Genomic DNA, 15,012 nt, shown 5'->3' with positions numbered 1-15,012 from the left:
CCTCATGACCATCAATCCCACGCCCGCCTCCGCCACGCCCGAGGGCGGCCACCTGTTGGAGTTGCGGGACCTGCACGTCGAGTTCCGCACCAACGAGGGTGTCGCCCGGGTGATCAACGGCGTGTCGTACCACCTGGACGCCGGCGAGACCCTCGCGGTGCTCGGCGAGTCCGGCTCGGGCAAGTCGGTCACCGCCCAGGCGATCATGGGCATCCTGGACACCCCGCCCGCGTTCGTCCGCTCCGGCCAGATCCTCTACCAGGGCGAGGACCTGCTCACCCGCTCCGAGGAGCAGCGCCGGCAGGTACGCGGCAAGGAGATCGCGATGATCTTCCAGGACGCGCTCTCCGCCCTCAACCCGGTCTTCCCGGTCGGTTGGCAGATCGGTGAGACGCTTCGTCAGCGCGCCGGCATGTCCCGGGCCGACGCTCGACGTCGTGCCATCGAGCTGATGGATCTGGTCAAGATTCCGGGTGCCGCCAAGCGGATCGGGGACTACCCGCACCAGTTCTCGGGCGGTATGCGGCAGCGCGTCATGATCGCCATGGCGTTGGCGCTGGATCCGAAGGTGCTGATCGCCGACGAGCCCACCACGGCGCTCGACGTGACGGTGCAGGCCCAGATCATGGACCTGCTCGCCGACCTGCGCCGCGAACTCAACATGGCGATGATCCTGATCACCCATGACCTGGGTGTGGTCGCCGGTGTCGCGGACCGGATCGCGGTCATGTACGCCGGCCGGATCGTCGAGCACGCCGACGTCCGCTCGCTCTACAAGGCGCCCGCCCACCCGTACACCAAGGGGTTGTTGGAGTCGATCCCGCGCCTGGACGTCCGCGGCCAGGAACTGTCGACGATCAAGGGGTTGCCGCCGAACCTGATGCGCATCCCGTCCGGCTGCCCGTTCCACCCCCGGTGCCCGTACGTGCAGCAGGTCTGCGTGGACGAGGTGCCGCACGACCTGGTCCTCGGCGACGGCCGGACCAGCGCTTGCCACTTCGCGCAGGAGGTCCGTGATGACAGCGTCGCCCGCTAAACCCACCAAGGTCCGCGGCGAGACCATCCTCTCCGTCGACAACCTGGTGAAGCACTTCCCGATCACTCAGGGCGTGCTGTTCCAGCGGCAGATCGGGGCGGTGAAGGCCGTCGACGGGGTGAGCTTCGAGCTGCGTCGGGGCGAGACGCTCGGCGTGGTCGGCGAGTCCGGCTGCGGCAAGTCCACCCTCGCCCGGCTGCTGATGCGGCTGGAGACGCCCACCTCGGGGCGCGCCACCCTGGAGGGCAGGGACCTGTTCAAGGCCTCCGGGGGCGAACTGCGCCGGTTGCGCCGCAACATGCAGATGGTCATGCAGGACCCGTACACCTCGCTGAACCCGCGGATGACGGTCGGCGACATCATCGGCGAGCCGTTCGAGATCCACCCGGATGCGGCGCCGAAGGGCAGCAAGGCCAAGCGGGTCCAGGAGCTGTTGGACCTGGTCGGGCTCAACCCGGAGCACATCAACCGGTACCCGCACCAGTTCTCCGGCGGTCAGCGTCAGCGCATCGGCATCGCTCGTGCGCTCGCGCTGAAGCCCGAGGTGATCGTCTGCGACGAGCCGGTGTCGGCGCTGGACGTCTCCATCCAGGCGCAGGTGATCAACCTGCTCAAGCAGCTGCAGGGCGAGCTCGGGCTCTCGTACATCTTCATCGCGCACGACCTGTCAGTGGTGCGGCACATCGCCGACCGCGTCGCCGTGATGTACCTCGGTCGGATCGTCGAGATCGGCACCGAGGACGAGATCTACGAGCGGGCCACCCACCCGTACACCCAGGCTCTGCTCTCTGCCGTGCCGGTGCCGGACCCGGAGGCCCGGGACCAGCGCACCATGATCCGGCTGGTCGGCGACGTGCCCAGCCCGGCCGACCCGCCGAGCGGATGCCACTTCCGGACCCGCTGCTGGAAGGCCCAGGAGATCTGCGCCGTGGAAGACCCGGCAACGGTCCCCCGGGCGGCCGACCCGCACCCCTCCGCCTGCCACTTCGCCGAACTACGCCCCACCCCGGCCTGACCCACCCACCCGGCCGACCCCGGCCCGCCGCCCACCCACGGCGATCATGAGGTTGACGGGCCGTTTCATCCGGCTTGTCGCCCGTCAACCTCATGATCAACCCGTTGGGCGGTGGGGCCCGGGGGGGCGGGGGGGCGGGGGCAGGGGGCGGGGGGCGGGGGGCGGGGGGTTAGTGGAAGAAGTGGCGGGTTCCCGTTAGGTACATGGTTACGTTGGCCTTCTTGGCCGCCTCGATGACCTCTTCGTCGCGGATCGAGCCGCCCGGCTGGACGATGGCACGGACGCCGGCGTCGATGAGGATCTGCGGCCCGTCGGCGAACGGGAAGAACGCGTCCGAGGCGGCGACCGAGCCGCGGGCCCGGTCGGCACCGGCACGGGTGACCGCCAGCTGCGCCGAGTCGACCCGGTTGACCTGACCCATGCCGACCCCGACGGTGGCGCCGTCCTTGGCGAGCAGGATCGCGTTGCTCTTCACCGCGCGGACCGCCCGCCAGGCGAACGCGAGGTCCCGCAGCAACTCCTCGTCGGCGGCCTCACCGGTCACCAACCGCCAGTTGGCCGGATCGTCACCGGGGGCGTTTACCCGGTCGGCGACCTGGGCCAGCACGCCACCGGTCACCTGCCGCACCTCCACCCGGGCCGGCGTCCAGGCCGGCGCCCGCAGCAGCCGGATGTTCTTCTTGCCCTGCAACACCTCGACCGCGCCCTCGTCGAAACCGGGGGCGACCACCACCTCGGTGAAGATCTCGGCGACCTGCCGGGCCAGCTCGACCGAGACCGGCCGGTTGACAGCGATGACGCCACCGAACGCCGACACCGGGTCGCAGGCGTGCGCCAGGCGGTGCGCCTCGGCGACGTCAGCGCCGATGGCGATGCCGCACGGGTTGGCGTGCTTGATGATCGCCACCGCCGGCTGGTCGGCGAAGTCGTTCGCGGCCCGCCAGGCGGCGTCCGCGTCGACGTAGTTGTTGTACGACATCTCCTTGCCGTGCAGCTGCTCCGCCTGGGCCAGCCCCGCCGGGGCGTCCGGGTCGACGTAGAGCGCTGCCGGCTGGTGCGGGTTCTCGCCGTAGCGCAACACCGCCGACTTACGCAGCGCCGAACCGGTGAACGTCGGCCAGGAGTCGTCGGCCGGCGCCAACTCCCGGGCGCACCACTGCGCGACGGCCACGTCGTACTCGGCGATGTCGGCGAACGCCCGTGCCGCCAGCGCACGACGCTGGGCCAGTGTGAAGCCACCCTCGCTGAGCGCGTCGACCAGCGCCGGGTAACCGGCCGGGTCGGTGAGCACGGCGACCGAGGCGTGGTTCTTGGCGGCGGCCCGCACCATCGCGGGGCCACCGATGTCGATCTGCTCCACGCACTCCTCGACGCCGGCGCCGGAGGCGACTGTCGCCTGGAACGGGTAGAGGTTGGAGACCAGCAGGTCGAACGCCGCCACGCCCAACTCGTCGAGCTGCGTGACGTGCGTGTCCTTGCGCAGGTCCGCGAGGAGACCCGCGTGCACCTTCGGGTGCAGGGTCTTCACCCGGCCGTCGAGCACCTCGGGAAACCCGGTCACCGTCTCCACCGGCGTCACCGGCACCCCGGCGGCGGCGATGGTGCCCGCGGTGCTGCCGGTGGAGACGATCTCCACGCCGGCCGCGTGCAGGGCCTGAGCCAGCTCGACCAGCCCGGTCTTGTCGTAGACGCTGACCAGCGCCCGCCTGATCGGGCGGCGCCCGTCCTGAGTGGGACTCACGGAACCGTGACCTTCCTTCCGGTGATGGTCCAGCCTTCGCGGACCAGGCGACCGACCTGCTCGACGAGCTGGCGCCGCTCGGCTTCCTTGATGCGCTCGGTGAGCGTGTCCACGTCGTCGTCGTCCAGCACCGGCACCGCGACCTGCGCGACGATCGGCCCGGTGTCCATGCCGGCGTCGACGAAGAAGAGGGTGGCCCCGGTGAGCTTCACGCCGTAGGCGAGGGCGTCACGCGGGCCGTGGATGCCGGGAAACGCCGGCAGCAGCGTGTTGTGGGTGTTCAGGTAGCGGTCGCCGAAGGCGGCGAGAAAGTGCGGCCCGACCAACTTCAGGAAGCCGGCCGAGATGACCAGGTCGGGTTGGTGCTTCGCGACGTGCGCGGTGAGCGCACGGTCCCAGGCCTCCCGGGTGTCGTGGTCGCGGACCCGCTCCACGAACGTCGGCACCCCCGCCGCCTCGGCCCGGTCCAGGCCCGCGATGCCGTCGCGGTCCGCGCCGACCGCGACGACCTGCGCGCCGTACGCGGGGTCGGCGGCGGCATCCAGCAGCGACTGAAGGTTGCTCCCGGAGCCGGAGATGAGGACGACGATGCGGGCGACAGACGCGGGCTCGGTCACCGGGTCACCCTATCGGCAGGTCAGGGATGCCCATCGGCTGGGCGGCGCGCCGTCATCACCAGCGACCACGTGCCTCGACCCGGTACGCTGCCGCTCGCTCGGGCTGAACGCCGCACCAGCCCACACACCGCCCCTGATCCGGCACAACGAAGCGGCCGACAAGGGCTGTTCACGTGCTTTGGGAAAGAATGTCCTCCGGCCGCATCACTGGGCATTGGGAGGACTGACCGCGATCATGGATGGAAACAAAGAGCACCAACTGACGGAACCCAGTTCAAGGAGCTTCTCGAATGCAGCCCGGTAACCCCGGTCAGGACCCGTACGGCCAGCAGCCCAACCAGGACCCGACCGCTCCCCAGCCGCCGGCCGCCCCGTACGGCCAGCAGCCCACCTCGGGACAGCCGTACGGCCAGCAGCCCAACCAGGACCCGTACGCCGCACCGCAGGCACCGTACGGTCAGCAGCCCACCTCGGGGCAGCCGTACGGCCAGCAGCCGCCGTACCAGGACCCGTACGCCCAGCAGCAGCCCCCGTACGGCGCCCCGACGTACCCGAACGCCGGGTACCCGCAGGCGCAGGGGCAGAACAACACCCTCGGCCTGGTGTCGATGATCCTCGGTATCGCGTCGATCCCGCTGGTCTGCTGCCTGTACCTGGGCATCCCGGTCGGCATCGCGGGCATCGTGACCGGTTATCTCGCCAAGCAGAAGGTGGCGCAGGGCCAGGCCAACAACGCCGGCCAGGCCAAGGCCGGTCTGATCTGCGGCGCGGTCGGCGTCGGGCTGGGCATCCTGCTGCTCATCCTGAGCGTCGTGGCGCAGGTCAACCTGCCCACCCAGCCCTGACGGGCTCGGATTCGACGGGGCGTTCCGGGTTCACCCGGGGCGCCCCGCGCTCGTCTACTGTGCCGGCCTGCGGGTCAGCACGCGGGTGGCGGCGGCGCCCAGGAGCGCGCCGGCCGCGATGACACCGGCCGCCACCGCACCGACCTGCCAACCCACCGGCCCGACCTGGGCCAGCCGACCGGCGCCGAGCGGCCCACCGGAGACCGCGGCGGCCGCACCGAGCACCACCCCGGCCACCGGCCCGGCCAACGCCGCCGGTGCCAGCAACTGGGCCCAGCGTCCGGCGGCCCGCTCCGGCCCGGCGAGTCGAGCCACCCGACGGGCGAGCAGCCAGCCGGCGACCATTCCGGCCAGCACCGGCACCGCGAGCAGCAGCGCGCCGAAGCCGTCCACCGGGCCGCGCGGCAGGCCAGCGAGCAGCGGCACGGCCGGCAGCGCGCCGACCGACACCTCGCTGGTGCGCACCGCGGTGTCGGTCCCGACCGCGAAGCCCGGCCCCAGCAGGTAACTGGTCGACCAGACCGCCGCGTTGGGCGCGTAGGCGACGCTGACCAGTGTGATGCCGGCCTGCCCGGCGACCCCGGTCCGGTACGCCCCGATCATGTCGGCCGCGTCGCCGCCGCCGGTGGCCACCGCCAGGCCGGCCGCGCCAGCGCCCGCGCCGAGCAGCAGCAGCCCGGCCACCAGACCGGTGCGCACACCGTCGCGCACCGGGCCGGGCAGCCCTGCGACGAGCAGCCGGGTCACGGCGGTGATCCGGACCGCGCCGACCAGCGCGGCGAGTGTGCCGACCACCGCGAACGTGGCGCCCGCCCGGATCAGCGACACCTCCGGTCCGCCGGTGCCGACCAGCACCGCCGCGAGCGCGCCGAGCAGCGCGTACGCGATGCCGACAGCAGCCGCGGCGAGCAGTGCCCGACGGGGCGAGCGGGTGTCGCGGGCGCCGATCGCCCGGCTGACGTGCACGCCGGCACGGGTCAGCCGCCAGAGCGCGAGCACCGTCAGCGCGAGCGGGGCGAGCCCGAGCGGGCCGGACTCGGTGCGCAGGGGCACACCGTGCCCGAGCAGCCAGCCGGCCAGCGCGGTGCGCAGGGTGCCGGTCAGCGTGGTGGAGTCCGTGCCGAGCTGCACCAGGCCGAGCACGATGGCGACCGGCAGGTAGGACGTGAGCGCGGCCCAACAGGCGGCCACCCCGGCGGCGACGGGCAACGGCGCACGCCCGCGCGGCGACCCACCCGCGCGGGGCGCGGGCACCCGCCGGGCCGACGCGGCACGGTCGACCGGCCGGTCGTCGGCGCTCACACCGCCGGGACGGCTGGGACGATCAGGGGTGACGGGGGACATCAGCTCTACTCTGGCACGTCGCGCGGGCGGTGGCAGTCCGTTAACCCCTCCTAAGGACCGCGAGTTCACCGAACCGGCGTCCTGCCCACCCGGGCCGGTCTAGCCTCGGCCCAGAGGGGGCGCGAGTCGCCGCCACCCGGGACGGGTCCGCCGGCCGGCGTCCGGGCCGGCGCGTCGCCCATGAGCGTTCGGAGGAAGTTGTGACGACGCCATACCCGCCTCCCCCGCCACCACCGGCGCAGGGACGCGACCGGACCACCCTCTGGGGCGTGCTGGGCATCGTGCTGGGGCTGATCTGCTGCGGCATCCTCGGCATCATCTTCGGCTACCTGTCCATCCGCGACGCCCGGCGGTACGGGCAGTCGCCGTTGCTCGGTTACCTCGCCATCGCGTTCGGCGTGATCAACATCATCGGCGGCGCGATCCTGCGGGCGACCGGCAACTACCCGTTCTGGAACAACGACTGACCGGCGGCGAGCACAGGTACGCCGAAGGGGGTCGACCGCGACCGGTCGACCCCCTTCGTGTTGCCTGACCGGCTCAGCTGCCGGACATGATCTCCCGCATCAGCTTCGCCGTCTCGGTCGGCGTCTTGCCGACCTTGACGCCGACCGCCTCCAGCGCCGCCTGCTTCGCCTCGGCGGTGCCGGCCGAGCCGGAGATGATCGCCCCGGCGTGACCCATGGTCTTGCCGGGAGGCGCGGTGAAGCCGGCGATGTAGCCGACCACCGGCTTGGTGACGTTCGCCTTGATGAACTCGGCGGCCCGCTCCTCGGCGTCGCCACCGATCTCACCGATCATGACGATGGCGTCCGTCTCCGGGTCGGCCTCGAACGCCGCGAGGGCGTCGATGTGGGTGGTCCCGATGATCGGGTCGCCGCCGATGCCGACGCAGGTGGAGAAGCCGATGTCGCGCAGCTCGTACATCATCTGGTAGGTCAGCGTGCCGCTCTTGCTGACCAGACCGATCCGGCCGGAGCCGGTGATGTCGGCCGGGATGATGCCGGCGTTGGACGCGCCCGGCGAGGCGATGCCCGGGCAGTTCGGCCCGATGATCCGGGTCCGCTCGCCCTGCGCCACGTTGTACGCCCAGAACGACGCGGTGTCGTGCACCGGGACGCCCTCGGTGATCACGACCGCCAACGGGATCGCGGCGTCGATCGCCTCGACCACGGCGGCCTTGGTGAACTGCGGCGGCACGAAGATGACGGTGACGTCGGCCCCGGTCTCGGCCATCGCGTCCGCCACGGACGCGAAGACCGGCAGCTCGGTGCCGTCGAAGTCGACAGTCTGGCCCGCCTTGCGCGGGTTGACGCCGCCCACCACGTTGGTGCCGGCGGCCAGCATCCGCCGGGTGTGCTTGGAACCCTCGGAACCGGTCATCCCCTGGACGATGACCTTCGAGTCCTTGGTCAGCCAGATAGCCATGATCAGACCCCCGCAGCTGCCAGCTCGGCGGCCCGCTCGGCCGCACCGTCCATGGTGTCCACCCGCTGCACGAGCGGGTTGTTCGCGCTGTCCAGGATCGCCCGGCCAGCCTCGGCGTTGTTGCCGTCGAGCCGGACGACGAGCGGCTTGGTGACCCGCTCGCCGCGCTGCTCCAGCAGGGCCAGCGCCTGGATGATGCCGTTGGCGACCTCGTCGCAGGCGGTGATGCCGCCGAAGACGTTGACGAAGACGCTCTTCACGGCCGGGTCGGAGAGCACGATCTCCAGCCCGTTCGCCATCACCGCGGCGCTCGCGCCGCCGCCGATGTCGAGGAAGTTGGCCGGCTTGACGTTGCCGTGCCGCTCACCGGCGTACGCGACCACGTCGAGGGTCGACATGACCAGACCCGCACCGTTGCCGATGATGCCGACCTCGCCGTCGAGCTTGACGTAGTTGAGGTCCTTGGCCTTGGCGGCCTGCTCCAGCGGGTCCACAGCGGCCTGGTCGACCAGGGCCTCGTGGTCCGGGTGCCGGAACGCCGCGTTCTCGTCCAGGCTGATCTTGGCGTCGAGCAGCAGCATCCGACCGTCGCCGTTCTTGGCGAGCGGGTTGACCTCGACCAGGGTGGCGTCCTCGGCGACGAACGCCTGCCACAGGCCGACGGCGATCTCGACCACCTGGTCGGCGACAGCGGTCGGGAAGCCGGCAGCGGTCACGATCTCGCGGGCCTTGGCCTCGTCCACGCCCTTCACGGCGTCGATCGGGGCCTTCACGACCTTGTCGGGGGTGTCGGCGGCGACCTGCTCGATGTCCATGCCGCCGGCGACGCTGGCGATGCAGAGGAAGGTGCGGTTCGCCCGGTCGAGCAGGTACGAGAAGTAGTACTCCTCGGCCACGTCCGCGGTCACGGTGATCATGACCTTGTGGACGGTGTGACCCTTGATGTCCATGCCGAGGATGTCGGTGGCCCGAGCCACCGCCTCATCCGGGCCCTCGGCCAGCTTGACGCCGCCGGCCTTACCTCGGCCGCCGACCTTTACCTGCGCCTTGACGACCACACGGCCGCCGAGGCGTTCGGCGATCGCGCGGGCCTCTTCCGGGGTAGTGGCGACGCCGCCGGCCAGCACGGGCAAGCCGTGCCGCTCGAACAGGTCCCGCCCCTGGTACTCGTACAGGTCCACGATTGCGCGTCCCGTCCCGTCTCCGCGGCGCGCCGTCGCGCCGCCACCAGCGTTCAGAAAACAGTTTGACGCCTGTCATCAGTTGAAACAGGCCATTGGCCGCAGCCTAGCGAGGTCGGCACCGCCGGCAACCGAGCGGGTGCACGGTGTGCGGTAATGCACAACCGGACATCAGGTGTGGCCGGTTTCCGGTCATCACCCGGGTGACATCCACCGTCCGAGCGATGTTGTCCGGCTTGCGTAACCCTGCCGTGGGGGCGTCGTTGAGTCAGATGTCGGAGCGCTGAACAGCGCAATGACGGGAGACGGCCGATGCCCTGTCGGTCGAGGGGTGGCGGCGGGGCATCGTGCATAGAGGGGCCGGACGTGTGAGGGGTGCGTCCGGCCCCTCCCCCGTGCCCAGATCCGGTCGCCTGGCGTGTTTCTCAGGAAACCGGCTGGGCCACGTTCTGCCGGACCCAGTCGACAATCGCCTGAGTGGTGGCGCCCGGCGTGAAGATCTTCGCCACGCCCAGCTTCTCCAACTCGGGAATGTCGCCGTTCGGAATGATGCCGCCGCCGAACACGACGATGTCGCGGGCGTCCCGCTCAGCGAGCAGTTCCAGCACCCGCCGGAAGAGCGTCATGTGCGCGCCGGAGAGCACGGACAGGCCGACCGCGTCGGCGTCCTCCTGGATGGCGGTTTCCACGATCTGCTCGGGAGTCTGGTGCAGGCCGGTGTAGACGACCTCCATCCCGGCGTCCCGCAGGGCGCGCGCGACGACCTTCGCGCCTCGGTCGTGGCCGTCCAGGCCAGGCTTCGCGACGACGACCCGGATACGAGAGCTCATCAGCGCACACCTTTCACCGGCTTGACCGCCTTCACCTTAACGAACGGTAACCCGGCGGGCCCGGCCCGGGAAATCCGGGCTCCGTCACCGGCCGTTACCCGGCGCAGCCGCCCGGCAACCCCGGGTGCTCAGGCCGCGAACCCTCCCGCCACCTCCTGGACAGTGCCGTCGACACGATCCCGGCGCGGTGCGGAGTCAAGCCGGACGAGTCCGCCGGAACGGTCACGCTCGGCGACGAACGGGCAGCGACGGGGGCACCGTTCGGCGTCGCGATGCATGACAATCATGGACGCAAACGGACAGATCGACACGCCAATTTCTCGCTCTAGCTTGTGACTCGCCTGGCGAATGGCTAACGTGTCCACGGTTGTCATCAGGTCCATGGACGGGTGACGACGCGGTCAGCGGACGTTCACTGGAACTTCAGAGGACGCCCACCGGCCGCTTCGGAACCCCGACAACGGAGGGTGTGCGTGCGCCAGCGCCTGTCGTCTGAGCCCGATCGATATCGCGGTCGCCGCCGCGTACCCACCCCACCCCGCAGCCGTTACGCCGCTGTCGTCACCACCGCGTTCGTCGGTGCCGGCATCGTGGCCCTCGGCGCAAGCGCCCTGCCGGACGCCAAGGACGTCAGCCCGTCGGTCCTCGACGAGCTCAAGCAGGCGTCGGTCACCAGCCAGGATGCCGCTGCCCGTTCGGAGAACGCCGACCGCGCCTCCCGGGACAGCCGCAAGGAGGACAGCGCCGAGCCCGAGGTCTGGCTGCTGCCGCTGCAGGGCTACGACTTCAACTCCCCGTACGGGATGCGCTGGGGCAAGCTGCACACCGGCGTCGACCTGGTCGCCGCCGAGGGCACTCCCTATGTGGCGATCCACGATGGCCTGGTCACCAAGGCCGGCTGGTTCGGCGGGTACGGCAACGCGGTGATCGTCCAGCACGCCGACGGCAGCGAGGCCATCTACGGCCACTCCTCCGCGGTCAGCGTGAAGGAAGGCCAGCAGGTCAAGGCGGGCGACCAGCTCGGCCTGGTGGGTCAGACCGGCCACGCGTACGGCACCCACCTGCACCTGGAGATCCATGTCAAGGGGCAGCCGAAGGACCCGGTGCCGTTCCTCCAGGAGCGCGGAGTGGACATCAAGCTGCAAGTCGAGGCAATTTACAGCGAGGTAGCCGCCTCCTGACGCTTCGTCACGACCGTTGACCGCCCGGATCTGTCGATCCGGGCGGTTTTTCGTGCGGCGGCTCTGGCTGATGTATCCCGGGTCACAGCGGCGATTGTGACCGATGCCACGGGCAAACATGATCACTTTTCCGGAAGTAGCGCACCAGAGCGGGTCATATCCGGGCAGCCGGCCGTCCGTTGGTGCTCCGACCGTTCGGTCCCCGCGCCTGCCGCAACTCGGCCCGACACCAGTATTTCGAGGTCAAGTGCCCCTCGACTGTGAAGGTCCGCCGTGCAGGAAGACAGCCCCGTCCAGAACGAGAACACCCCCGACACCAGCCAGACCGCGCAGCCGCGGCGCACCGGCCGACGGAACCGCCTCATCGTGCTCGGGGCCGCCGCCCTGGTAGCCCTCGGCCTCGGTGGGGTCGCCGTCGCCACCAGCGGCACCGACCACCCGGCACCCGCCGCCGTCTCCCTCGACACCCAGTCCCGGGCCGAGGCCGCGGGCCGGGCCGACCGCTCGGTACGCGAGTCGAGCGCGCCGGCCACCCCCTCGATCAGCCCGACGCCGAGCCCGTCCGCGGTCAGCGCCAGCCCGACCCCCACCAGGACGGCCGTCGCGAAGGCCAAGCCGAAGCCGAAGAAGACCACCAAGCCCGCGCCTGCCTGGGTCAACCCGATGCCGGGAGCAGCCGTCACCTCCTGCTACGGGCAGCGCTGGGGCACCCTGCACGCCGGTATCGACCTGGCGCTGCCCTCCGGTACGCCGATCCGCGCCGCCGCCGCGGGCACCGTGACCCAGGCCGGCGACGCCTCCGACGGGTACGGCAACTCCGTCTTCGTCGACCACGGCAACGGCTACCTGACCCACTACGCCCACCAGAGCCGCATCGCGGTCACGGTCGGGCAGGCGGTCAAGGCCGGCCAGGTCATCGGCTACGAGGGCGCCACCGGCGACGCCACCGGCCCGCACCTGCACTTCGAGGTGCACCAGGGCATGTGGAACCAGATCGATCCGGCCCCGTTCATGCGGGCGCGCGGCGTCGACCTGGGCTGCTGACGCCTGCACGTCTCCGGAACAACATCAGGGAAAGAGTGGCCTCAGACAGCGCTGAGACCACTCTTTCCCTGATCTGGTGCGATCTCCGGCGTGCCGGGTCAGAGCTTGTCGACCGGGGCGTGCCGAAGCACCAGCCACATGGTCTGGTCGCCGAAGTCGATCTGCGCGCGGGCACCCGGGCCGTGGCCCTCGACGGCGAGCACCCGGCCCAGCCCGTACCGCTGGTGATTGACCCGGTCGCCCGCTGACACCTTCGGCCCCTGCGGCAGCTCGCTGGCCGTGGTCAGCCGGCTGGCGTCCACGCCGAGCCGCTGGGCCAGCTGCGCCGCCTTCGGCGTGCCACCGGTGAAGGTGCCACGGCCGCCGGGCGCGCGGTCCGCACGGCCGCCGACGCCGCCGCCCCCGCCGGCCCACGAGGTGTACGACCCCTCGGTGCGCTCCCAGTGCACCAACTCGGTCGGCAACTCCTCCAGGAAGCGCGACGGCGGGTTGTAGGACGGCTGCCCCCAGGCCGAGCGGGTCACCGCCCGGGAGAGGTAGAGCCGCTGCCGAGCGCGGGTGATGCCGACGTACGCCAGCCGGCGCTCCTCCTCCAGCTCGCGGGTGTCGCCGAGCGAGCGCAGGTGCGGGAAGACGCCGTCCTCCAACCCGGTCAGGAAGACCACCGGGAACTCGAGCCCCTTGGCGGTGTGCAACGTCATCAGGGTGACCACGCCCTGGTGGTCGGGGTCGTCGGAGGGGATCTGGTCGGCGTCGGCGACCAGCGCCACCTGCTCCAGGAAGCCGGCCAGGGTGGCCCGCTCCCCGTCGGCGCCGAGCGCCTCGATCCGCTCGGTGTACTCGCGGGCGACGCTGACCAGTTCCTGGAGGTTGTCCACCCGACCGGCGTCCTGCGGGTCCAGGCTCTCCTCCAGCTCGGTGAGGTAGCCGGAGCGGGTCAGCAGCGCCTCCAGCACCTCCTCGGGGGTGCCGGTCTCGGCCAGCTCACGGGCGCCGTCGAGCAGCGCCACGAAGTCGGCGATGCCGTTCGCCGCCCGGCTGGAGATGCCCGGCGCCTCCCGGGCCCGGCGCAGGGCCGCGCCGAAGGAGATCCGATCACGGCTGGAGAGCGCCTCGACACACGCCTCGGCCCGGTCGCCGATCCCCCGGCGCGGGGTGTTGAGCACCCGCCGCAGGCTCACCGTGTCGTCGTCGTTGACCACCGAACGCAGGTACGCCAGGGCGTCGCGGACCTCCTTGCGCTCGTAGAAGCGCACCCCGCCGACCACCTTGTAGGGCAGGCCGACGCGGATGAACACCTCCTCGAAGACGCGGGACTGGGCGTTGGTGCGGTAGAAGACCGCCACATCGCCGGGGCGGGTCTCGTCGGCGTCGACCAGCCGGTCGATCTCGCGGGCCACCCAGTCGGCCTCGGCGTGCTCGGTGTCGGCCACGTAGCCGACGATCTGCTCGCCGGCGCCGGCCTCGCTCCACAGCCGTTTGGGTTTGCGGGAGGTGTTGCGGTCGATCACCGCGTTGGCCGCGTTGAGAATCGTCTGGGTGGAGCGGTAGTTCTGCTCCAGCAGGATCGTCCGGGCGTCGGTGAAGTCCCGTTCGAACTCCAGGATGTTGCGGATCGTCGCACCCCGGAACGCGTAGATCGACTGGTCGGCGTCGCCGACCACGCACAGCTCGGCGGGCGCCAACCCGTCGGTGCCGGAGACCAACTCCTTGATCAGGACGTACTGGGCGTGGTTGGTGTCCTGGTATTCGTCCACCAGCACGTGCCGGAACCGCCGCCGGTAGCTCTCCGCGACGTGCGGGTGGGACTGGAGCAGGTGCACCGTGGTCATGATCAGGTCGTCGAAGTCCAGGGCGTGCGCCTCACGCAACCGGCGCTGGTAGAGCGTGTACGCCTCGGCCAGTGCCCGCTCGTTGGGGCCGGTGGCCCGCGCCGCGAACTGCTCCGGGTCGACCAGCTCGTTCTTGAGGTTGGAGACCTGGGCGGCGAGCCCTCGCGCCGGGTAGCGCTTCGGGTCGAGATCCAGCTCGCGGGTCACCAACTGCATCAGCCGGCGGGAGTCGTCCGCGTCGTAGATCGAGAACGTCGACTTGAGGCCGGCGTGCTCGTGCTCGGCGCGCAGGATCCGCACGCAGGCCGAGTGGAACGTCGACACCCACATCAGGCGGGCCCGGGGGCCCACCAGCGCGGCGACGCGCTCCTTCATCTCGCCGGCGGCCTTGTTGGTGAAGGTGATCGCGATGATCTCACCGGGGTGCACGTCCCGAGCGGCGAGCAGGTAGGCGATCCGGTGCGTGAGCACCCGGGTCTTGCCCGACCCGGCGCCGGCCACGATCAGCAGCGGCGAGCCGGCATGACTGACGGCGTCGCGCTGCGGCCCGTTCAGCCCGTCGAGGAGCTGCTGCGGATCGAGACGCGCGGCGACCGCCCCGGGTCGGTGCGGGCGGGCCGGCGCGGACTCCGGCGCAGGCGGGGACGCGGGGATGTCGAAGAGAGGATGCATCGCCCGACAAGTCTATGCCGCCGGCCCGACACTGTGCCTTCGGCGCTCAGCGGCTCGTGCCCGACACCGCGCACCACCACCGGGTGCGCCCACCGTCGGGAAAGCTGCCCTTCTCGACCCGGACTGCTTGCGCGCCGGGCAACGACGTGGGCATACTCGACGGCGTGATCGCTGCGCGCTACTACTTTTACTATGGCACCGGGAGTCCGGCTGTCGTAGGTCGCGCCTGATCGATTCAGACCTGCT

At 71.1% G+C, this 15,012-nt stretch carries 13 protein-coding genes; 6 read left to right on the top strand and 7 right to left on the bottom strand.

Annotated features, from left to right (window positions below):
* Window positions 1-4: 4 nt before the first annotated feature.
* Both AB0C03_RS28375 and AB0C03_RS28370 read left to right on the top strand, forming a co-directional pair.
* Entirely contained in the window at window positions 5-1,036 is a 1,032-nt protein-coding gene (locus tag AB0C03_RS28375; protein WP_030338351.1) for an ABC transporter ATP-binding protein, read from the top strand.
* The gene (locus tag AB0C03_RS28370; protein WP_357640009.1) at window positions 1,017-2,051 is read left to right on the top strand and encodes an ABC transporter ATP-binding protein; all 1,035 of its coding nucleotides are present in this window, start codon (window positions 1,017-1,019) and stop codon (window positions 2,049-2,051) included. Before AB0C03_RS28375 ends, AB0C03_RS28370 begins: the two co-directional genes overlap by 20 nt.
* A gap of 169 nt (window positions 2,052-2,220) precedes the next feature.
* On the opposite strand, the gene purH is transcribed toward AB0C03_RS28370, so the two are convergent.
* Both purH and purN read right to left on the bottom strand, forming a co-directional pair.
* On the bottom strand, window positions 2,221-3,792 hold the full coding sequence (gene purH, locus AB0C03_RS28365; protein WP_357640006.1) for a bifunctional phosphoribosylaminoimidazolecarboxamide formyltransferase/IMP cyclohydrolase: 1,572 nt from the start codon (window positions 3,790-3,792) through the stop codon (window positions 2,221-2,223).
* Complete coding sequence (purN, locus tag AB0C03_RS28360) at window positions 3,789-4,409, bottom strand: phosphoribosylglycinamide formyltransferase (protein ID WP_030337827.1); 621 nt, start codon at window positions 4,407-4,409, stop codon at window positions 3,789-3,791. The genes purH and purN overlap by 4 nt, the downstream gene beginning before the upstream one ends.
* 290 nt (window positions 4,410-4,699) lie before the next feature.
* Here purN and AB0C03_RS28355 point away from each other — a divergent pair, with 290 nt between their 5' ends.
* Entirely contained in the window at window positions 4,700-5,254 is a 555-nt protein-coding gene (locus AB0C03_RS28355) for a DUF4190 domain-containing protein (RefSeq protein ID WP_030337828.1), read from the top strand.
* A gap of 54 nt (window positions 5,255-5,308) precedes the next feature.
* On the opposite strand, the gene AB0C03_RS28350 is transcribed toward AB0C03_RS28355, so the two are convergent.
* Window positions 5,309-6,598 carry a cell division protein PerM gene (locus AB0C03_RS28350; RefSeq protein WP_030337829.1) on the bottom strand — a complete coding sequence of 430 codons (1,290 nt, stop codon included), beginning with the start codon at window positions 6,596-6,598 and terminating at the stop codon, window positions 5,309-5,311.
* A 200-nt stretch (window positions 6,599-6,798) separates the two neighbouring features.
* On the opposite strand from AB0C03_RS28350, the gene AB0C03_RS28345 reads away from it, so the two are divergent.
* Window positions 6,799-7,065 (top strand): hypothetical protein, encoded by a 267-nt coding sequence (locus AB0C03_RS28345; protein ID WP_030337830.1) that lies wholly within the window; start codon window positions 6,799-6,801, stop codon window positions 7,063-7,065.
* A 73-nt stretch (window positions 7,066-7,138) separates the two neighbouring features.
* On the opposite strand, the gene sucD is transcribed toward AB0C03_RS28345, so the two are convergent.
* The 3 genes from sucD to icmB all read right to left on the bottom strand — a co-directional run bounded on the left by sucD (window position 7,139) and on the right by icmB (window position 10,037).
* Window positions 7,139-8,026, bottom strand: a complete 888-nt coding sequence (sucD, locus tag AB0C03_RS28340; protein ID WP_030337831.1) for a succinate--CoA ligase subunit alpha — start codon at window positions 8,024-8,026, stop codon at window positions 7,139-7,141.
* Between the two features lie 2 nt (window positions 8,027-8,028).
* On the bottom strand, window positions 8,029-9,207 hold the full coding sequence (sucC, locus tag AB0C03_RS28335; RefSeq protein WP_030337832.1) for an ADP-forming succinate--CoA ligase subunit beta: 1,179 nt from the start codon (window positions 9,205-9,207) through the stop codon (window positions 8,029-8,031).
* Between the two features lie 425 nt (window positions 9,208-9,632).
* Window positions 9,633-10,037, bottom strand: a complete 405-nt coding sequence (icmB, locus tag AB0C03_RS28330) for a coenzyme B12-dependent isobutyryl CoA mutase small subunit (RefSeq protein ID WP_030337833.1) — start codon at window positions 10,035-10,037, stop codon at window positions 9,633-9,635.
* Between the two features lie 473 nt (window positions 10,038-10,510).
* Between icmB and AB0C03_RS28325 the strand changes: the two genes are divergently transcribed.
* Window positions 10,511-11,218, top strand: coding sequence for a M23 family metallopeptidase (locus AB0C03_RS28325; protein ID WP_030337834.1), 708 nt, complete (start codon window positions 10,511-10,513; stop codon window positions 11,216-11,218).
* A gap of 273 nt (window positions 11,219-11,491) precedes the next feature.
* Window positions 11,492-12,262 carry a M23 family metallopeptidase gene (locus tag AB0C03_RS28320; protein ID WP_030337835.1) on the top strand — a complete coding sequence of 257 codons (771 nt, stop codon included), beginning with the start codon at window positions 11,492-11,494 and terminating at the stop codon, window positions 12,260-12,262.
* Window positions 12,263-12,360: 98 nt separating this feature from the next.
* Here the strand turns inward: AB0C03_RS28320 and pcrA are convergent, their stop codons facing one another.
* Window positions 12,361-14,766: a DNA helicase PcrA gene (pcrA, locus tag AB0C03_RS28315; protein WP_357640000.1), complete on the bottom strand. Its 2,406-nt coding sequence runs from the start codon at window positions 14,764-14,766 to the stop codon at window positions 12,361-12,363.
* Between the last annotated feature and the right edge of the window lie 246 nt (window positions 14,767-15,012).

It is taken from the genome of Micromonospora parva (assembly GCF_040649675.1).
Taxonomy (GTDB): Bacteria; Actinomycetota; Actinomycetes; order Mycobacteriales; family Micromonosporaceae; genus Micromonospora; species Micromonospora parva.
The sequence above is the reverse complement of the archived record's forward strand: the minus strand, read 5'-3'. Positions and strand labels throughout refer to the sequence as shown.